Source organism: Peribacillus sp. NPDC096540 (assembly GCF_050278525.1).
GTDB lineage: Bacteria > Bacillota > Bacilli > Bacillales > DSM-1321 > Peribacillus.
Map to the genome: position 1 here is coordinate 107861 of NZ_JBNNTG010000008.1, position 19871 is coordinate 127731.

A 19871-nucleotide genomic window follows, 5' to 3' on the forward strand; every position below is an offset into this window, starting at 1 on the left:
TGCCACAGTTGAATACTCAATTTTGCCCCTTAACTGATCTAAGGATGTGGTCTTCTTCCACATACCCAGCTCTCTGGAAAGAGATCTAATTTTGTTTATATCGGTGGCCTCTACCATGATTAAACTACTCCCCCTTGGATTAAAAGTAACCATTGGAGATATCATCACTCGGTTTTTTATTGTTTTACCCCGAATTTTTAAAGGCGAATCCCTTTAAATTTTACATACCTAAAATCTATATGGACTCTGAAGAGACATATCGTTCCGAACGTGATTACATCCATGTTGTATTAGGTTACGAAACAGGGTTACGAGCACATTAAGAAATTGGGAACTGTGACCCTACCATCCTTTGCATAAATAGTGAAAGCAAAAACCAAACTAATCTCTGATGTTTCTTATCAGGAGGAATATATGTGAATAAAATAAAACTAACAATGCTAGAAAAAATAATCCTAATTCTCAAAATGGTCATTGGATCATCCATTTCATGGGAATTAGCAATTTTATTCGGTTCAAAATATCCATATTTAGGACCAATTTCACTTATTCTCTGTTTACAGGCGACACTCATTAAATCCATCAGATTTGGAATAGCCAGAATTATCGGCACAATGATTGGAGTAGCATCCGTTTTCATTCTCGCCCATTCTCTGCATGCGAACAGCTGGTCAATCGCTGTTATCATGATGGTCAGTCTTGTCATCCCGCTCATTTTAGGGGCCAATAGCACAACGCTGCATCAAATTGCATTAAGTGTCTTGCTCGTCCTTGAATTTGAGCATAAGCTGCCTGGATACGGGCCGGATCGAATTCGGGATTCAATAATTGGAGTAGCCGTAGCTTTGTTGCTGCATATATTCTTTAATCCGCCTAATTTAACAAAAAGAGCAATTGCAGAAGTTGAAATATTGCCCCAAATATTAGCGGATAAGCTGAAATCTTTGGCAATGTGGCTTGAAGCAGGAGCATCTCAAAAAAATTATTTCAATCTAGATATGAATCTATTACGTAAGAAAATGTTCGAAGCAGAAACAATGATTAAAAAAGCTGAATTAAGCTTGAAATTTAACCCTGTATCCAAAAAAAGAAAACCACTACTACATGAGGGAGATTTCCTTTTGAAAACATTGAATCAAGTATCTATAGATATTGATCTCTTGTTCAAAATAATGGACGAGTGGAGCAAAACAGGCTCATTGACAAAAGAAAGCATGAAAGCATGGACACAGAATTTTTTCTTATTAGAGTCTTTACTCCGTAATTGGAATGAAGGAAAAGCAATAACAGACGTTGCATTTAATGAGACCCTTTCAAATGAAAAATTTCACTTTCCAGCTATTTGGCATGCACAACATCTTATTTCTACTCTTAAACAGCACCCCCGTATTTAAAAAATCTTTTTGACCTGGTATCCTATGCAGTGGCAAAGATTTGACTTGATCCATTTCCAAATCGGAAAAAGGGTCTGAAACAAGTTGTATCCAATAAAAGATGTGCAGCCAATCCGGGATCGATTGCATTTAAGAAACAATAAGATACAATATCCTCTTAAAGAGTACTTGTGCACTTATGCCCCTATTTTGGGTCCAATTTGAAGCATTTTGGATCTAAAACAATGTTAAGACTTAATTCATATTATTCTCCTTCATTTCATCGACTTTATCTGAAATATTATCCCTCAAAGATTCCCCTTGAGAATTAACTGAATCAGACAATTCATCATACTTTTTTCGATAATCTGTTTGACACTTTTGAAAGTCGTTGGACATTTACCCTAATCGGAAACCTTTGATACTGGCCCAAATTCTTTATCCCTTTATTAATAGATAGGAATCTAAACTAGGGATTTTCGTTGAAGAACGTCTTATCTTAAAATTCGTTTAAGCAACTGATATTGAGCTCGATTAAAATCTTTTCCACTTAGTTTATCCATGAAAATGTCTCGTGCGTCTATTCCCTTTTCTTTCATAGCCTTTCCAATTTAACTCATGTTTTCCTTTGTTGCATCCGCTCGGATTGATATGAGTTTATCTACTCCTATACCTTCTGTTTCATTAACGACAAATGCTATATTAGGATTTGGTCCTCTTAAAATATAAGCTCCACTGAAAGTGACGATTAGTTTCTTAATTTTGTATTAAAATGAGTATATATATCATTTGAGAATGGTATACAAATTAACAAATACGGAATATTTTATTCGTTGATAGTAGTTCAATAAATTCCGAAAACAGGACTGTTACAAAGTGCAAAATCCAAAAAAATCCCTCCAGCCTGAAGGGATCTTTTCATAATTTCATTTAAATAAATTAATCGTCGTAATAATGATCGGCATAGCAAACACATCAATAAGAAAGGCACCTGCAATTGGAACGACCAGGAGAGCTTTCCGTGAAGGCCCAAAACGCTGGGAGGCTCCCGGACCGCCCGCGGAAAGCGAGTGCCCTACGTTCCAATCAACGTTTAAATTTTAAAAATCCTCAAAAAAACTGTAGAGCACTTAATGTGGTCTTCTTTAGTGCATCCTATGGAACTAATAAACAAACTACTTTTTGGATTTATCTTTTATAGTTTTTGCTATTGCTAAAAAAACTATAAATCCAAAAATACCCACGAAACCTAATATATTAATTATAGTAGACAATTTAATTCTTCCTTTCTTTTGATAATCTTATTCTTTATCTTGAATAACAACTCTAAAAGAACCAAAAGTTTGTTGACTCTCATAATTATCATCGCTTACTTCATAAGGAAATGGGAAGGCGATGAATTTAGTGATCAATATTTTCATTTAATCTACATACAAATAATATGAATGAATAATTCATTCATTTATTATTAGAAAGTGAGGTTTTACCGATGGAGAAAATAATTTCAAATCCAAAATGGGATATTCGCGGTAAGTATGTAGTAATTACCGGGGCCACTAGCGGTATCGGGCTAGCCGCTGCCAAGGAGCTCGCGGCCCGAGGTGCAAATCTTGGGATTGTCGCTCGTAATGAAGCCAAGGCGCATGAAATCGCCAATGAGATCAAGACATCTACAAACTACAGTGTCACTGTTGACGTATTCGTGGCAAACATGGCTTCGCAGCAATCCATACGCAAGGTGGCTACCGATATCCTAGCAAAGTGTCCCAGAGTAGATATCCTAGTTAACAATGCTGGTGCCTTGTTTGAAACCCACCAGCTAACTGATGATGGCTTAGAAATGACTTGGGCAGTAAACCACCTGGCACCTTTTCTGCTCACGAATCTTCTCCTTAATCGACTAAAGGAAAGCGCACCTTCCCGAGTCATCACCACCGCGTCCCACGGTCACGAAATGGCCAAGAATGGTATCGATTTCGAAGACTTAAACGCCGAGCGTCTCTATAGTCCCCTTAGGAAGCTAATGGGTGGTCCTACCTTGCGCTATAGTCAGACCAAGCTCGCCAATATTTTGTTTACCATTGAGCTGGCACGACAGCTGGATGGTACTGGTGTTTCCTCCTATTGCTTCGACCCCGGACTAGTTTCAACAAACTTCAACCAAAATAACGGTACATTAGCTCGCATGACCATGGCCGTAATGAAGCTATTTTCTCGCAGCCCTGAGAAGGGCGCGGAAACCATGGTGTGGCTTGCGGATTCAACCGATAACACCATTCACAATGGCCTATACTACACCGACAAGAAAGTGAAAACCCCTTCTGTGATCGCCCAGGATTGGGAAATTGCAAAGCGGTTATGGAAAGTCAGCGAAGCGCAAACGAGGCTCTCGGAAGTACTCAACTAGGTATCTAACTTTGGTGAGGGGGAAACTAATTTGAAATTTTTCTTTTGATCGGCGTTCAGTGAAGAACATTACTATACTTTCCCCATAAACTGTTGTTTTACTACTTTTCCAACTTCACCAGTTCCAACAGAAACACCTGCCTGAATGTCTGCTCCCGCTTCGACCTTCCACGTTTCTCTATTCTTGTTAGTCACAGAGACCTCTTCACCTTCTGTGATCGCTCTTGTTGCTAAGAAGTCAGGGACTTCATCTTCTTGGGCTAAACGAATATTTATTTCATTTTCTTTTTCTTTGACTGCTAATACTACTAATCTGTTAGCCTGGATATCTTCTACTACAACAGCTTTAAAGTTTGTCATTATCCTTCAACACCACCTTGCTCTTCATCAGTTGTTCCTGGATAAGGCTTGCCAAATATCTTTTGGAATAGAGAATCCCGGCTGTCTGTTTCACCTTTTTTGTCAGCTCCGAAAAAAAACAGATTTTTCAGATTCGGCTCCTTCTACATAACGCTCCATAAATTCTCCAGTTACTTCTTCATTATCAAATTCTTTGTTTTCTTCTTTTGTTTTAATAGAAGAAAGTCGTCATTTTCAGAGAAGTTTTTGCTGAATTTTGGGCTCAATTGAATGGTGCGCTCTTAAAAGATCCATTTCGAAAAATGGTTTAAAGATTGAAGATATGAAAAATTGTCCAAATTAAAAAAGATATTTCCACACCTACATCTAATTCATGTATGTTTACTTAGCTTCTTCTTTTTATAAAGAAAAAGATAAAAAGAGGGAGAAGAAGTCATCTGGATGACTTCTTCTCCCTCTTTTGTAGAATAATCACTTATTGTATTCCAAATCCTAGCATGGATCTTGATCCTTTTTATAAAGTGTTTATGTTCTCTTGGATGATTCTTGCGATATCTTTAAAATCATACTTATGGTTGACGACATCTACAACAAAATCCTGTTCTTCTTCTATTCCCATTATCCATTGATAATGATTGATCTTCAGAAACATAATAAGGGAAGCGAGTGCTGTCCTCTTGTTTGCGTTGTGGAACGCATGATTTTTTGAAATGGATTCGAATAATGCTGCAGCCTTTTCATGAATAGATGGGTGAGCATCATTCTCGAAAACAGTTTGTCTGGGTCTGTTCACTGCAGAATCAAGGAGGCCGGGATCTTTCACCCCGATTTGTTCAGTAGGAGAATAAACTTTTATTTGAATGGCATTGATAGCAATAATTTGATTAGTGGAAAGATAGATAATATCAAACGTCATATTATCTATCCACCAAACCCTTGAATGCTTCGTCATGTTCTTTAATAACGTCTGATAACATTTCCATAAATTCCGCATCTACACCTTTAGGTAATTTCACATTTTTATTTTTCCTTAAAATGATTTCTTCACCCTTGAACTCAACCTCTAATTCGTCACCAAAAGCTAAATTTGCAGTTTTCAACATTTCAACTGGAAACGTAATACCCAAGCTATTTCCGACTTTAGTTAATTTCCTAATAGCCATTATTCGTTCCTCCTTCAAATGAAGTTCTAATTGTTATTACTATTATAACATTTGTTTTTATTGTTTATACTACTTTTATCTTAAATCGGTTATTTTTAGCCTACGACCATTCGAACATCCGTTTCTTTACTCCTTTTTTATTTTTTCGTCTTATTCTATAAAACCCCGTTTGTAAAAGTGTACTTTTACGAACGGGTATGTTTAATCTAATTGAAAACCGAACTCGGAGAATTTGATTTTCAAGTTATTAATGCTAAGTTAAGAATGTACAAAAGTGATTGTTTAAGAATGTACAGTTCGGATGATTTAACTGCATAATATTTTTTGGGTGAATATTATGGGTTCTGGTGCAAATATGACCTGTTAGAAACATAGAATCTCAATATCCTTTTCATCTATGAATTATGAGGCTACTCCAAATAATTTATGTATGAATTCAATCTCGCTTTGGACAAGCTTCACCCCTTGTTGAAGTTGTCCTTTTTTCAGCATATGCATCACCTCCACTCCACAGATGATTGTTTGGCTGCTCGAAACGTTTTTAATTCTGGCATAAAACGGACTCGCTTCTTTATATTCATTTCGTCTGAAACAGAAAAACTCATAGAAAACGCCATCCTTCCTGTATATTTCTACAAAAAGAAAAGCGTTTTTTTCGTTATGATGATACAAATTCACCTTAGTTTGATGGCGATGTGGTGGGACCCCTATCATATGGTCCCAATTAAAAAAAGCTGATAAAATTGTAGCAATGCCTAATAACATAATCCAAAAAACATGTGGAGGACAACCCTTTAACATAGATAGACAATATTTTTGATAATAGATATAATCCAATATAAAATTAGAGGCAACAAAATAAGTAGGATTTTATTCAATAAGGAAAAGACGATTCTAATTTAACAGGAAGGCGTGGTGGATTATTTTGACTGAAAAAAAACTTGATATAATAGTACATCTAGATGAGTTGCGTAAGAGGCTGATCATCTCTGCTTTAGCTTTCTTAGTATTTCTTATTATAGGGTTTATGTATGTAAAAGATATTTATCTCTTTTTCATGGGAAATCTTGATTACAAATTGCTCGTTCTAGGACCTAGTGATATTATGTGGATTTATTTTCACATTGCTTCCTTAGTAGCAATTGCAGGAACAATTCCAGTTGTAGCCTGGCAAATTTGGTTGTTTGTTAGACCTGCTTTAAAGCCACATGAAAGAAAAGCAGCTTTATCCTATATACCTGGGGTATTTATTCTTTTTATTGGAGGATTGGCATTTGGCTACTTCTTTATATTTCCAAACATTTTGAGTTTTCTTATCAATCTAGGCAGCGACTTAATGACAATATCCTTCACGGCAGACAAATACTTCAGATTTTTAATAAATATTACTTTACCATTTGGTATCGCATTCGAACTACCTCTTGTAATGATGTTTTTAACTACACTAGGAATTGTAAATCCATATACAATAGTTAAGTTAAGAAAATATGCCTATTTCATTTTAGTGATTATTGCTTGTATGATCTCTCCGCCTGAATTTATTTCTCATATTTCGGTAGCTGTCCCATTGATTCTTATATATGAAATAAGCGTTTTCCTATCTAAGATCGTTTATAAAAGAAAACAAAAAGGTATGAAATTGACAAATACAAAGGAATTAACAAATGATTAAAGCTTATTATGAATTACCTCAATCCTTGTAATACGGTTAAGTAAGTAGTGAAATATACTCGATAATCGTGCCGCTAGCTATCATATTTTCCACGGTATGGAAATACCTGTAAATAGTTCTGTGTCTTTTTATAGAAATTTTGAATAAGTGATGGAAACAAAAAGTTGGTTTTCCTTAACGTAGGAAAAACCAACTTTTGTCTTATAGGCTTCACCAAGGGGTAAATCCTGCCCTAACTACAGTTGAACATTCATAACCCTTGTGGAGATACACCAATTTTGTGAAATGGTAATTACTTTCTTATGAATCTTTAGCAACATTTGATAGAATAAATTCTTGGCTCTATTTATAAAAAAAACGTAATTATTTTGGAAGAAGTGGTGATGTATAAGTTGGAACGATCACAACGTACGAAACACAGGTTTAGATGAAAAGGGCTCTTTTTATACTATTTGTATTTATTTTTTTAATAGGAGGAACCTACAGTATTATTCAATATAAACAGGGACTATCTGCAGCTAGTGATGGAAAGTATAAGAATGATGGAACAACCTTTGAACAGTTTAATGGTAATCTCCCCGATGATGGTCAAATAAATGTTCTTTTATTAGGCAGTGACTCCCGAGGTGAAAAGGATGCCCGAACAGATTCTATTTTAATTGCTCATTATGACCAAAATACACAACAACCTAAGCTTGTATCAATTATGAGGGATACGTATGTAGAAATACCTGGTCATGGCAAACAAAAAATTAATGCTGCCTATGCATTTGGAGGACCAGAGTTACTAAGAGAAACAATTAAACAAAATTTTAATGTTGATATTAATTACTATGCTGTAGTTGATTTTAATGGTTTTTCTAAAATAGTAGATACAATAGCTCCAGATGGTATCAAAGTAAATATTTCTCATGAGATGTCTTCCGGAATTGGGATGACACTACATCCAGGAGAACAAACACTACATGGAAAAGAATTACTAGGTTACGTTCGTTTTCGTCATGATAAATTAAGTGATTTTGGTCGGGTTGGGAGACAACAAGAAGTATTATCGAAGTTAAAAGACCAAGCAACTAATATTAATAGTGTGCTTAAATTACCTAAATTACTTGGTTTATTAGACTCATATATTGATACAAATGTAGATACAAAGACTAACTTAATTCTCGGCAAAGATTTTATAACTGGACAAGCTAAAAATGTACAAACACTCAGAATTCCTTTAAATAACACATTTGAGAATCAGCGTTATGATGATGTCGGAGAAGTTCTAAATATTGATCTAGATAAGAACAAAGAGGAATTACAGAAATTTTTAAAAGATGATATTGAAAGTAGAAATAAATAAGAGCATGAGTGTTAATTGACGTAAATCACCGTAAAGGTGATTTTAGACCGTAGACAAACTCCTTTTCAAAACATCGTTTCGAAAAGGAATTTTCTTATTTTAATTCACCTCTTAGGCTGACATAGATTCTTCCATGTGGTGTCCTACCAGTAAAATTAAGCATCACCTGCATGGCCACTTTTTTAATCCTCGAAGTGTTTTCCGTTGCATAGGCTACCCCAAAAATGTTCTTTACATAGAGAACGGAACATATAAAAAATACATTTGAAAATGACTAGTAAAGGCCGACTGCATTAGTCTGCCTTTTCTCATCGGTATAAAATACTTAAATTTTTCTTAGCTTTGCAATAATCAATCGTAACTAAAAGGTTAATAAATGTGGGCTAGTGAAGTACTCTGTTAGGGTAAGTTGATGAGAAAAAGATAATAAATAATTTTAAATGGTGTAAGAAGTCAAGGTATTTTTGAAAGTATGGTCAAAGATTAGATTAAGGTGATTGAGGTGTGTGAGAGTACTATCCAGCAGATGGTCAGATCGATTCCAGGAAACACCGATCGCATAGTTGAATTTTTAGAGATGAGTGTCCTTGCGGTGCATTGGGGTATTGGCGATTTATCCAGTTTTAACTACCAACATTCCTTAAAATCAAAAAAGAAGGAAACGACTTATTAAATCGTTTCCTTCTTTTTTAGAAGTTTTTAGTTCGAGAAGATTTATTGGATATGCTTCTTTTGCCAAAAATTGAGTCATAGATAGAAATAATCCAGTTTACAAGTGGATCGAACAATCTTGATAATTTTACAATCACATAAGAGACGACAATTGCCACCATTAAACTGCCTAATACGTCAAACGGATAATGAAGTCCTGCCCAGATGCGGGAAAAACCTGTTAATAGGGCTAAAATAAACATGGGAATACCTATTTTTTTATATCGAAACCACATGGCGATTGCAATCGTAAAAGCGCCTGTCGAATGATCACTAGGAAATGAAGAATCCTCAGCATGAGGAATCAAGGTTTGGATGTGATGAGTGACAAATGGACGCGGCTCATAGTAAATTTGAGCAATTAGAACATTTACGACTAACGCAATGACTCCTGTTCCACCGGCATATAATACAGCACGTTTCATGGATTTTCCACCAAATATCCAAAGAACCAAAAGTGCCAACGCAAAAATGTAAATAGCTTTATCCGTTATAAATACCATAAAGTTATCCAATGCATTACTATGGCCAGATAAATTATGGATGCTTTTAAATAATTCGTAATTCATATAATCATCCCTTTCTTCATTTTTCTGGAATAGTTCTGTCCACCTATTCGTTAAGTAATTAAAATTCTATTATTCGTATTCCTCTAGCTATTGTCAATAATATTATAAAATTTCCTGTTCAACTATCCTGCCCCAATCTATTATAGGATATTTTTCCTTTGATTTGAAAGTATGATAATGTATAGAATTATACTTTCAAAAGGCCGCCAATTGGCAGCCTTCTTCTTTATATGGAAAATTATCTTCTACGTAATTAGTAATATCAATTGCTTTTCAATGATTTTTGCAATTACACCAATAAATAAAGCATCTGCCCTATCTTATGATTATTCAAACCCTTACTCAACAGGTTGTGCATATAAAAGTCCAATCACCTATGAAACAAAATATATCTATAGTAGAAACGGCGTGAAAATTGGATATCTACAGCTAAAAGGAAGTGCCTATTGTCATACGGCTTGGGGTTATGTAAAGTTTTATTCTGCTGCTTCGTACAATTATTATGCAAAAGCAATCGTAAATAGTTACACCAATGGCACTACTCGGAGAACATTTACTGATTGTGCTTCTTCCGGTGGAAACGGGATGGTAATGAAAAGTCAAACCTCTTGTTATACCCCTCAATTATGGGATAAAGACCCGTATAAAGCTTCGGCCGAAGTGTGGATTTATACATCAGATGGTTGGGGTACCCAAAATGCGATTACCGGCCGTCACTAAATATCTGAGTTTAGACTAACAGGGAAGTTTAGTTCACAAGTAGCAAAAAGGATCTTTAATCGAAGATCCTTTTTTCATGCCTATAAGGGTGATTATGTGAACTAGCGTTTTTTCGTTAGTTGAAGAAGAAAAATCAAAAGCATTGTTTAACAGAGTCTATTTTAAAGAAATAACAATCAAAAAAAGTTCGTAAAAGTTGTACTTTTACGAACAGGTAATGATAGTGTCGGCTTAGTCAATTAGTGCTTTCATTCCAGGAGTTCATTTGTATGAATCTACAAAATTTAGTTACTTTGTTGCAACATATGCCTTCTTCTTTTTATAACTAATCTTCGACCGACCCGAGTCCGTGGTCGAAGATACACTCACCTTTGCTCCTTTTTTTAGTAAACCCATTTTTTTAGCTTTGTCACTTGCTTTACTTCTTACAGTCAATGTACCACTTTTGATTTTTACAAATGCTTTTTCTGTGGAAGCTGCTTCTGCAGTTGTTGAATAGAACGAGAAAAACGAGAATACCAAAACGGACATAATAGATATTTTCAATAATCTTTTCACAAGTATAATCCTCCTTAATTATTTCACAGCAAAATTTTACTATATTTTCATAAAAAAGAGGATAATTTGATTTTAAATATCTATGCCTTCCACTACTCCATCCTCAAAGGGAAAAGTGTCAGTCCCTCACCACTTTAGAGCAGTGAGGGACTGACACTTTTTTTCTCTTTTTAAATATTGTATTTAAAAAGAGAGTCTTTCCTGCATCTAATATGTAAAACCGTTAAAAATTACATTGGATCCATATAAACTGTCTTCACTTCTGTATAAAATTCAATAGCAGTTTTGCCCTGTTCACGACTACCGGTACTAGAATTTTTACAACCGCCAAATGGTAATTGTGGTTCTGTTCCTGCTGTTTCCGAGTTAACATGTACAAGTCCTACTTCTGCATCTTCAACAAAACGGCGAGCCATTGTTAAATTGTTTGTACAGATGGCTGCACTAAGGCCAAATTCTGTATCATTTGCTATTTTCACTGCCTCCTCATAATCTTTGGCTTTAAATAATGCAATAACTGGACCAAAAATTTCTTCACGGGCAATTTGAGCATTTGTTTGCACGTTTTCAAATATTGTTGGTTTTACATAAAAACCATTTTTAAATTCATCATCCTCCGGGACCTCCCCACCGCAAAGCAGTGTTGCTTCTAATTTCCCTATTTCTAACATTTCAAGCACTCCATCAAGCTGTGTTTTCGATACGGCAGGTCCGATATATGTTTCTTCGTGAAGTGGATTCCCTATTCTTAATTCCTTTGTACGCGCTACAAGCCGATCACGAAATGTCTCGTAAATTCCTTCTTCTACAATCACACGACTAGTAGCTGTACATTTTTGACCGGTAGATTTAAATGCACCGCCTACAGCTATTTCAACTGCTTTTTCAAGGTCTGCGTCATTTAGAATAACAAGTGGGTTTTTTCCGCCCATTTCCATCTGTACCTTTTTCCCGTGTTCTACAGCCTGTTCTTGAATGTGCCGACCTACTTGATTCGAACCGGTAAAAGAAATGGCTTTTATATCGGGATGTTTCACTAATTCATTCCCAATAACAGAGCCCCTGCCAAATACACAATTAAGGACACCTGCTGGTAGACCAGCTTCATCAAAAGCCTTCATGACATGATATACGGATTTTGGTGTTAAATCAGCAGGCTTAATCACCACCGTATTTCCGTATATAAGTGCTGGTGCCATCTTCCATACTGGGATTGCAATTGGAAAATTCCATGGTGTAATTAATCCCACAGGACCTAAGGGGGTACGAGTCGTATACAAAAATGTTTTCTCATTAGCGGAAGGTATTACTTCTCCAAGTGATTGCCGTGCTTCAGCCGCAAAATATTCGAGGATACTTACTGCACGATTGGCTTCCCCCATCCCTTCTGATAAATTTTTTCCCTCTTCTCTAATTAGATCCCTTCCTATTTCCTCTATGTTTTCTTTTAAAATAGCCGCAGCCTTTTGTAAATAAGTTGCTCTTTGGTGAATGGAAAGTCTTTTCCAATCTGGAAATGCATCTTTTGCAGCTGCAACCGCATCGTGTACATCAGTTGCTGCACTGGATGGGAATTCCCCTAGGCTTTCTTTGTTATGTGGACTAAGATTCTCTCTAAATTCCTCTGTAAATGGTGCTTTCCATTGTCCATTAATGTAATTTAAATAACGCATCCTTCAATATCCCCCTTGAATTTCCTATTATTCTTTTTTCGCTCTCTACTTCATATAATTATCCAACTAGATTTTTCGTATTCGTGTCTTCTTCAACTGTGGCACCTTGTTTTCTTGTTATGGCACTGACAACTAACGTTACAACAATATTGATAATTAATACGGCTAATCCGCTATCTAAATCCTTGATTACTTGTGGAAGGGACGGGAAAAATGTTGCAAGTGACGATTCTGTAATAGTTAAATATACAACGATCATAATACTGACAATCATTCCGGAAAAAGCCCCCTGAACGGTAACAGGATTCCTTTTCCAAAGACTAAAAATCAGTGCAGGAGATAACTGTACCATAAAACTATAAGACAAGAGATATAGCGTAAGAATGTTGTTTCCGCCATTGAATGTAAAGTAAAGTGCCACCAAAGCAATGACAGGCACCAACATTTTGCTCAACTTTACCAACTGTTGATCAGTTGTGTTTGGTTTCCATACTTTATAGATGTTTTTAGAAATAATCGTTGCAGTTGCCGTCAATATTAATGAACTTGGGATAAGAGCGGCCATTGCTCCAGCTGCCCCAATCACACCAACAAACCAAGGATCAAAGGACATTTTAGCCATTTTAAACAAGACTAAATCTGCATCTGTACCATTTAAATCTGGAACTTGGATAATAGCGGAAAAGCCGATAAGCAAGGAAAAAACAATAATAATCTGATAAATGGGCATTACCCCTGCATTCACACGCAGTGATTTAGCACTTTTAGCCGAGAACACCCCCGCTAGCATATGTGGAAACATGTAAAAGCCTAGTGCCGTCATGATCGTTGCAGAAACAAACCATGATATACTCAACCCTTGTTCAGGGAATAGTAAAAATTCACTTTTTTCCGTATTGATTGCTTCAAACATCGGACGTATTCCGTCGTAATAATGAAAAGGAAAATAAAATCCCATAAAGACGACCACAGCCAGGATCAGAATATCTTTAATAATCGCTGTCCATGCGGCCCCATGCATCCCTGATACCGTTACATAAATTGTGATGGCAATCACCCCTACCACTATCGCCATGTTGGGAGAAATCGAACCATAGGATGATTGGGATACAATAATTCCTAACCCTTTTAACTGCATCACCAAATACGGGATAATGGCAATAACACTTATTATTGCTACTAGTACGCCGAGAGCCGGGCTATTATACTTTTTTTCATAGAAGTCTGATTGGGAGAGGACATTATTTTTCTTCGCAAACTTCCAAATGGGTGGCAACATCCAGTAAGCGATTACAAAATAGAAGCAATTAAAAGCGTATAGGGCTGTGGGAATACCAGATCTATAGACACCACCACTTGCTCCTAGAAAAGTATAAGTAGTAAACATCTCACCCGCTAGCAAAAAGAACAGCAATATACTTCCAAAACCCCGTCCCCCGACAGACCACTGTTCCATATTCATTTTTTTCCCTTTACCAGCCTGTAGTCCTAACCATATACACAAAACTAGGAAAAAGAGTATTACTAGAAGGGCTGCATTCATAATTCTTCTTCCTCCTTATTTGAGGGATCCAGTTTATTAGCAATGATCAAAAACAAAGATGTCAGACAAACCCAGCATATAGCCCAAAAAAGGACAAATGGCAATCCAAGTACATAGGGTTCCACTCGATTAATCACAACAAGTGAACCCAAAGCAGGTATGGTAGTTAATATAAAAATCTTCTTTTTCATCTTCCATCTCCTTATTTAGAATACATACATGTATATATGGTTGTTGTACCTTACAATTCAAAACAGGTTAGTGGATGTATGGATGGGAAATGGCTCCAAAATAGCCTGAATATTCACTTAATACTAAATACAATGATTTAATAGAATATCACGACCGAGAAGAAATTCCCCTAAAAGTTCTGAAGATGATTCTGAAAATCTATTATAATGTTTTATTGGGATGCCCATTTGTTAGGATAGTAGCATCGATTTTCATTCTGGTAAATTTAAAATAGTAAAAGACATAACAAGCTACAACGAAGCCGAATCCTATATACAGTGATGCCCGTTGTGTCGGATCGAAAGCGGTAAACACGACGATACCTACGCACATGATGAGGCAACTAATTGGAACAAAAGGGAAGAAAGGAACCTTAAATTTTAAATCCTCCAACTTTCCACCAGCCGCAATATACTGTTTGCGGAATTTATATTGTGCAAACGCAATCGCCATCCACGTAACCAACCCTCCAACACCACTGATAGCAAGCAGCACTACAAATAATGTTTCCTCTGCCATGACACTAGTAAGCAAGGACAGCAAGGCAAAGACGAGAGTCACGAGTAAGGCGTTCATAGGTATACCGCGTTTGTTTACCTTTCCGAATAAACGTGGAGCCTGCCCGCTTTGTGAAAGTGAGAAAAGGATTCTCGTACAAGCAAACAAACCTGTATTTCCCACCGAAAGAATTGCTGTTAAAATAACGAAGTTCATAATATCAGCTGCATAAGGAATACCGATCATATCGAATACAGTTACAAACGGGCTTTCGAGTATACCCGCTTTTTTCCACGGAACAATTGCTGATAAGACAAAAGTTGCTAGTACATAGAAAATTAAAATACGGATGACGATACTTCGGATTGCTCTTGGGATGCTCTTTTCGGGATCCTCTGTCTCACCTGCTGCAACTCCCATAATTTCCGAACCCATAAACGCATAGACGACTGTCATCATCGATATAAACACACCAATGAATCCCGTTGGAAATAATCCGTCACCAATAAAGTTTGAAAATAGCGGGGCAGATTGTCCCTTTATAGGAACCAATCCGAAAATCGCTGCTCCGCCAATCACGATAAAAAAGAGTACAGCAATTACTTTAATTGCAGAGAACCAATATTCCGTCTCCGCAAAGCTTCTTGTTGTCAAAGCGTTTATACCGAATAAAAGCAAGGCGAAAACTGTACACCACACCCATACTGGTACATTTGGAAACCATCTGGCCATCAGTAAACTAGCCGCAATAAACTCTAGCCCTACGTAAATAGCCCAGCTCAACCAGTAAGTCCAGCCGATCATAAACCCAGAGGCGGGGCCAATAAAGCGCTCTGCATGGGCTTGAAATGAACCGGAGACCGGCATCACTACGGATAGTTCTCCAAGACAAACCATGACCATGTACATAAGTAAGCCCCCGACCAAATAGGCAGTAATGGCCCCTACAGGTCCGGCTTCACCGATTGCATACCCGGACCCTAGGAAAAGACCAGTTCCAATGACTCCACCTATGGAAAGCATAAATAAATGTCTACTTTTCATCGAACGTTTTAACTCTTTTGGTTGACTCCCTTGTTCCGACTTCATCCAATCCCCACCGTTTCTTCTATCAGAATGAAATATTTAGGAGAAATATATATCCGTTTTATTAACTGCTTATCGAGTAGCTACCTTTTTGGACGGATCCTCAAACTCTAATAAATCGCTGACTTCCGGTTTGAAAATTTCATTAGCAACGTCTCGCTGATACCTGTTTTGTTTCTTTGCTTCCGAAAATAGTTGATAGGTATTTTTTCGGCATAGCTTTTCAATATCATCAATCACAGCCTGCGGATCCGGTTTGACCAGTCCAAAAATAACTGCGTCATAAAATCTTATTGCACCTAGGTTCGCAACAAAATCATTGACGATGTCAATTCCCTTTTGTTTGATGATTTCGTCTCCTTCGGAAGAAATCGGAATATTAGCAGCTTCAACAATCAAGCTTGCTTTTACTGTACCAGCATTAGAATGGTTAATAACGTCCTCTAATGCACATGGGATGAGAATATCGCAGTCCACATTAAGCCAGTCCGAGTTTGGCCTTACAGTATAGTTCGGTTCAAAATAGTCTTGATCCATTTCTCCGTATACATTCTTATGGTCAATGAGCTTTTGAACATCTAATCCTTCTTCACATGTGACTAACAAGTTCGCATCCGAAATTCCGACGACTTTATAACCTAATTGAGACAATTTCAATGCGCAACTTGCACCTACACAACCGAAGCCTTGGATGACAACCCTCGCACCGTCTTTACCATTTTTAAATTTCCAAGCTTCATCTGCCGAAAATGCAGCACCATATCCTGTGACAACATCATTTAAAAGCAATCCGTCAATTCTTGTTTTCATCAGCCCATCAAAATCCTTTATCCCTTGAAGGATAGCAGGATCTTGTTTCATTGACTTCGTCAGAGGGATAGCTATGCCAAATTCGTTAAAGATTTTAAGTACATCTTCATATTTTGTACCTAGATCACTTCCCAAAGATACGCCGATATCAATATAAGGCATCATTGCAATTAAAAATCTTCTTAATACGGCATATGCATCCGGAGCTTTGTAATCATAAGAGATACCTGCCTTACATCCGCCGGTCGTTCCGCTGTCACTAGCTACATACTTATAAGCCATGGCCTCTGCCAATCTTTCAACCTCTTCTTTTGTAACTGACGGATGCATTCTCGTACCGCCGCCTGCATAGCCTTTCATGAAGTTATGAACAACAAGCCACCCTTGTGCATCCGTTTCCGTATCATTCCACTCTACAACTAAATATGGTTTGGCCATTCCAATACCCCCTAAAGAATTCTTCTTTCATTGCTTTTATTATTATCGTAACTTATATGCAAGCCTCATATAGACACTTTCTTTTTAAGAAAAAATTACTAGATTGCTATTCTAAACAAAGAAGAGACCCGGATATCCATCGGTTCCGTTATTTCACTTATATATCATACCAACTATGAAAATGTTGTTAATTAATAAGATATATGGAACTTAAGCCGAAGTTTGCAATCATAATGATTGTATTTTTTAGAATCCGAGCAGCAAATTCATGTATCACCCCCTCTATATGTAAATTCATAAGCGGATCTTCTTTCGCTTCTAAAAAACTTCATGTTTTCATCGAGTGCGACTCCCCCATATTTTTTTAGCAAACCATGGTAGCGCCCACATTTTCACATAGGGATTCTTCACCCTGTCCTTTTTAAGCGCTTTCAAAAAGAAGGAGGTCCATCGATTATTCTTGCCGCCATCTCATTCCCCAAAAAAACTCCCTCTTACTAGTATATTTGCAAAATTCATGCCAACTTTTTTGTATACAAAACCGGATACCGATAAGGTTTATAAACATGAAGGTGAGTGCAATTGTGTTCGTAGAGTGTCTTCAAACTCACCCGCACGTGTTCAATCCAAAAGAAAAAATGAATCACCTGGCCTCGAAAAAAACTATTTCAGTAATAATCCTCCTTGGGAGTTCCATAATAACGTTGAAACTTCCACAATGGCCTCTTCCATTTAAAGGAAAGGCGACATCTCAGCTATTTTTTTGGACTATCGCTTATTATTAGTAAACCTCAACCTCAACATTAAAGTCTCTTGCAAGAAAAGCTTGCAGAAGATTCCCTGCAAGCTTTTCGTTAATCCTCTATTCAAACCAATGAATCGGCTTTGGAGCCAGATTAATGTTAATCTGTTTCGTTTCTTGGTATTCATCCAATCCATACGTACCAAGGCTTCTGCCGATACCACTTTGTTTATAGCCGCCCCATGGGGCTTGAATATTCGTAAGGTGGTAGGCGTTTACCCACGTGATGCCAGCTCGGACTTTTTTGATGACACGCAAGGCTTTGTTTTGATCTGTAGAGAATACAGCACCCGCAAGTCCAAAGTCTGTGTCGTTGGCGATCTTGATTGCCTCTTCTTCATTTTTGAATCTCTGGATGGCGACGACAGGACCGAAGATTTCTTCTCTGACAATCCGCATATCACTTGTTACATGAGTGAAGACGGTAGGTTCAATGAAAAATCCTTTTTCCAAACCGTCTTTCTCGATTCGATTGCCACCCAGAGCAAGGTTTGCACCTTCTTCTTTTCCAATCCGAATGTAGTCTAGTATGCTCTCGAAGTGCTTTTCGCTGACAATGGCTCCCATCTGGGAGTGCTTGTCATTTCCGGGACCAACTCTTATCCCCTTTGCTTTTTCTACATATTTTTCCACAAATTCATCGTAGATCCCCTCTTGGACAAGAATGCGGCTTCCCGAAGAACAAACTTGCCCAGATCCCATGAAAATGCCAAATAAGGAGTAATCGACGGCTGTTTCCAAGTCCGCATCATCAAAGATGATGTTCGGAGATTTCCCTCCCAACTCAAGGGACACTTTTTTCATATTGCCTGTTGCTGCCTGCATGATATGGCGGCCGACCCCTGTGCTTCCAGTAAAGGAAACAACATCCACATCATTGCTTTCAGCGATCGTCTGGCCAACAATCGATCCAGATCCCATAAGGAGGTTAGCTACTCCCTTTGGCAAATCGGACTCATCAATCAGCTCAAACACTTTTACCGCTGTCATCGGAGTAATTTCTGCCGGTTTTAAAAGAATGCTATTACCTGCTGCCAATGCTGGAGCAATCTTCCAAACACTCATCAATAAAGGGAAATTCCAAGGAACAATCAATCCCGCAACACCCATCGGTTCCTTTACAATCAATGTTTGCATATCCCCGGAGGCTTCATACGCTTGGCTATTAGGCATATTAAGCAGACCTGCATAATAACGAAATGTATTAGCAGCCTCTTCAGCATCCGACCGTGCTTCTCTTCTCATTTTTCCGTTATTCTGTACTTCCAAGTCCGTTAACTCGTCAATGTTTTCCTGCAATTTATCAGCAATCTGAAGTAAAACTGCCGCCCGCTCCTGCGGGGATTTATCGGACCATACACTACTTTCAAACGTTCTTTTTGCTATTTTGATAGCTTCTTCTGTTTCTTCTTTTGATCCTTTCGGGGCTCTGGCGATGACTTCTTGTGTGGCAGGATTAATAATATCAAGTTTTTTTGGGTTACTTGAATCTACCCATTGCCCGTTTATATATTGTTTCAACTCTTTTACCATGACTTTGTTTCCCCCTTACATGTCGGTTTACAGTCTAACAAATGCTGAAATCAAGACTGTATTGCTGTTTATGACAGTCACACACACCGTTGATTTGCAGCACTTAATTAATTCAACCCGGCAAATTATATCCACTCTTCACTTAGCCGCATTCCGGAAAGTGATCCATTTACAGTTCTTTACCAATTCACACAACTATATCTACATCATATAAGTTTTTTCAATGATAAATTTATGCAAATTTCACGCCAACTTCATTCTTCAATAAAAGCTGATTATGATAAGTTTTCATTCATAAGATTGAGTACGCTCGTACTCAAAGAGGCTCTTTTAAAACTCACCTGGAAGTAATCGTAATCGATGACCTTGGCTGGCTT

16 protein-coding genes are annotated in these 19871 nt (G+C 37.3%); 5 read left to right on the forward strand and 11 right to left on the reverse strand.

The window, feature by feature from the left end; genetic code table 11:
- The first annotated feature begins 416 nt into the window (after positions 1-416).
- Both ACQKMR_RS10050 and ACQKMR_RS10055 read left to right on the forward strand, forming a co-directional pair.
- Positions 417-1394, forward strand: a complete 978-nt coding sequence (locus ACQKMR_RS10050; RefSeq protein WP_427697163.1) for an FUSC family protein — start codon at positions 417-419, stop codon at positions 1392-1394.
- A 1468-nt stretch (positions 1395-2862) separates the two neighbouring features.
- Complete coding sequence (locus ACQKMR_RS10055; protein ID WP_427697164.1) at positions 2863-3780, forward strand: SDR family oxidoreductase; 918 nt, start codon at positions 2863-2865, stop codon at positions 3778-3780.
- Between the two features lie 71 nt (positions 3781-3851).
- On the opposite strand, the gene ACQKMR_RS10060 is transcribed toward ACQKMR_RS10055, so the two are convergent.
- From ACQKMR_RS10060 to ACQKMR_RS10070, 3 genes are all read right to left on the reverse strand, one after another.
- Positions 3852-4139, reverse strand: a complete 288-nt coding sequence (locus ACQKMR_RS10060; RefSeq protein WP_427697165.1) for a head fiber protein — start codon at positions 4137-4139, stop codon at positions 3852-3854.
- Positions 4140-4653: 514 nt separating this feature from the next.
- The gene (locus ACQKMR_RS10065; protein ID WP_427697166.1) at positions 4654-5055 is read right to left on the reverse strand and encodes a type II toxin-antitoxin system death-on-curing family toxin; all 402 of its coding nucleotides are present in this window, start codon (positions 5053-5055) and stop codon (positions 4654-4656) included.
- A 1-nt stretch (position 5056) separates the two neighbouring features.
- Entirely contained in the window at positions 5057-5302 is a 246-nt protein-coding gene (locus ACQKMR_RS10070) for an AbrB/MazE/SpoVT family DNA-binding domain-containing protein (protein ID WP_048689328.1), read from the reverse strand.
- A 925-nt stretch (positions 5303-6227) separates the two neighbouring features.
- Here ACQKMR_RS10070 and tatC point away from each other — a divergent pair.
- Together tatC and ACQKMR_RS10080 are read left to right on the forward strand one after the other, a co-directional pair.
- Complete coding sequence (gene tatC / locus ACQKMR_RS10075) at positions 6228-6974, forward strand: twin-arginine translocase subunit TatC (RefSeq protein ID WP_427697167.1); 747 nt, start codon at positions 6228-6230, stop codon at positions 6972-6974.
- Between the two features lie 427 nt (positions 6975-7401).
- Positions 7402-8322 (forward strand): LCP family protein, encoded by a 921-nt coding sequence (locus tag ACQKMR_RS10080; RefSeq protein WP_427697168.1) that lies wholly within the window; start codon positions 7402-7404, stop codon positions 8320-8322.
- Positions 8323-9011: 689 nt separating this feature from the next.
- Here ACQKMR_RS10080 and ACQKMR_RS10085 read toward each other — a convergent pair.
- The gene (locus tag ACQKMR_RS10085; RefSeq protein ID WP_427697169.1) at positions 9012-9602 is read right to left on the reverse strand and encodes an undecaprenyl-diphosphatase; all 591 of its coding nucleotides are present in this window, start codon (positions 9600-9602) and stop codon (positions 9012-9014) included.
- Positions 9603-9779: 177 nt separating this feature from the next.
- Here ACQKMR_RS10085 and ACQKMR_RS10090 point away from each other — a divergent pair, with 177 nt between their 5' ends.
- Positions 9780-10322: a DUF2690 domain-containing protein gene (locus ACQKMR_RS10090; RefSeq protein WP_427697170.1), complete on the forward strand. Its 543-nt coding sequence runs from the start codon at positions 9780-9782 to the stop codon at positions 10320-10322.
- Positions 10323-10610: 288 nt separating this feature from the next.
- Here ACQKMR_RS10090 and ACQKMR_RS10095 read toward each other — a convergent pair whose 3' ends face one another.
- From ACQKMR_RS10095 to ACQKMR_RS10125, 7 genes are all read right to left on the reverse strand, one after another.
- On the reverse strand, positions 10611-10880 hold the full coding sequence (locus ACQKMR_RS10095) for an SH3 domain-containing protein (protein ID WP_427697171.1): 270 nt from the start codon (positions 10878-10880) through the stop codon (positions 10611-10613).
- 230 nt (positions 10881-11110) lie between these two features.
- Positions 11111-12553 (reverse strand): aldehyde dehydrogenase family protein, encoded by a 1443-nt coding sequence (locus ACQKMR_RS10100; RefSeq protein WP_427697172.1) that lies wholly within the window; start codon positions 12551-12553, stop codon positions 11111-11113.
- Positions 12554-12611: 58 nt separating this feature from the next.
- Positions 12612-14096 (reverse strand): sodium:solute symporter family protein, encoded by a 1485-nt coding sequence (locus ACQKMR_RS10105; RefSeq protein ID WP_427697173.1) that lies wholly within the window; start codon positions 14094-14096, stop codon positions 12612-12614.
- Complete coding sequence (locus ACQKMR_RS10110; protein WP_427697174.1) at positions 14093-14287, reverse strand: DUF3311 domain-containing protein; 195 nt, start codon at positions 14285-14287, stop codon at positions 14093-14095. The genes ACQKMR_RS10105 and ACQKMR_RS10110 overlap by 4 nt, the downstream gene beginning before the upstream one ends.
- Positions 14288-14489: 202 nt before the next feature.
- Positions 14490-15914, reverse strand: a complete 1425-nt coding sequence (locus tag ACQKMR_RS10115; protein WP_379176384.1) for an amino acid permease — start codon at positions 15912-15914, stop codon at positions 14490-14492.
- A gap of 69 nt (positions 15915-15983) precedes the next feature.
- Positions 15984-17159 carry a Glu/Leu/Phe/Val family dehydrogenase gene (locus ACQKMR_RS10120; RefSeq protein WP_427697175.1) on the reverse strand — a complete coding sequence of 392 codons (1176 nt, stop codon included), beginning with the start codon at positions 17157-17159 and terminating at the stop codon, positions 15984-15986.
- Positions 17160-18021: 862 nt separating this feature from the next.
- Complete coding sequence (locus ACQKMR_RS10125) at positions 18022-19494, reverse strand: aldehyde dehydrogenase family protein (RefSeq protein ID WP_427697176.1); 1473 nt, start codon at positions 19492-19494, stop codon at positions 18022-18024.
- Between the last annotated feature and the right edge of the window lie 377 nt (positions 19495-19871).

Bases quoted from the DNA above. Each gene is read 5' to 3' on its own strand.
- ACQKMR_RS10080 (WP_427697168.1), top strand. From the start codon at position 7,402: ATGAAAAGGGCTCTTTTTATACTATTTGTATTTATTTTTTTAATAGGA.
- ACQKMR_RS10055 (WP_427697164.1), top strand. From the start codon at position 2,863: ATGGAGAAAATAATTTCAAATCCAAAATGGGATATTCGCGGTAAGTAT.
- ACQKMR_RS10100 (WP_427697172.1), bottom strand. From the start codon at position 12,553: ATGCGTTATTTAAATTACATTAATGGACAATGGAAAGCACCATTTACA.
- ACQKMR_RS10060 (WP_427697165.1), bottom strand. From the start codon at position 4,139: ATGACAAACTTTAAAGCTGTTGTAGTAGAAGATATCCAGGCTAACAGA.
- ACQKMR_RS10065 (WP_427697166.1), bottom strand. From the start codon at position 5,055: ATGACGTTTGATATTATCTATCTTTCCACTAATCAAATTATTGCTATC.
- ACQKMR_RS10105 (WP_427697173.1), bottom strand. From the start codon at position 14,096: ATGAATGCAGCCCTTCTAGTAATACTCTTTTTCCTAGTTTTGTGTATA.
- ACQKMR_RS10115 (WP_379176384.1), bottom strand. From the start codon at position 15,914: ATGAAGTCGGAACAAGGGAGTCAACCAAAAGAGTTAAAACGTTCGATG.
- ACQKMR_RS10120 (WP_427697175.1), bottom strand. From the start codon at position 17,159: ATGGCCAAACCATATTTAGTTGTAGAGTGGAATGATACGGAAACGGAT.
- ACQKMR_RS10085 (WP_427697169.1), bottom strand. From the start codon at position 9,602: ATGAATTACGAATTATTTAAAAGCATCCATAATTTATCTGGCCATAGT.
- ACQKMR_RS10110 (WP_427697174.1), bottom strand. From the start codon at position 14,287: ATGAAAAAGAAGATTTTTATATTAACTACCATACCTGCTTTGGGTTCA.
- ACQKMR_RS10090 (WP_427697170.1), top strand. From the start codon at position 9,780: ATGTATAGAATTATACTTTCAAAAGGCCGCCAATTGGCAGCCTTCTTC.
- ACQKMR_RS10125 (WP_427697176.1), bottom strand. From the start codon at position 19,494: ATGGTAAAAGAGTTGAAACAATATATAAACGGGCAATGGGTAGATTCA.
- ACQKMR_RS10070 (WP_048689328.1), bottom strand. From the start codon at position 5,302: ATGGCTATTAGGAAATTAACTAAAGTCGGAAATAGCTTGGGTATTACG.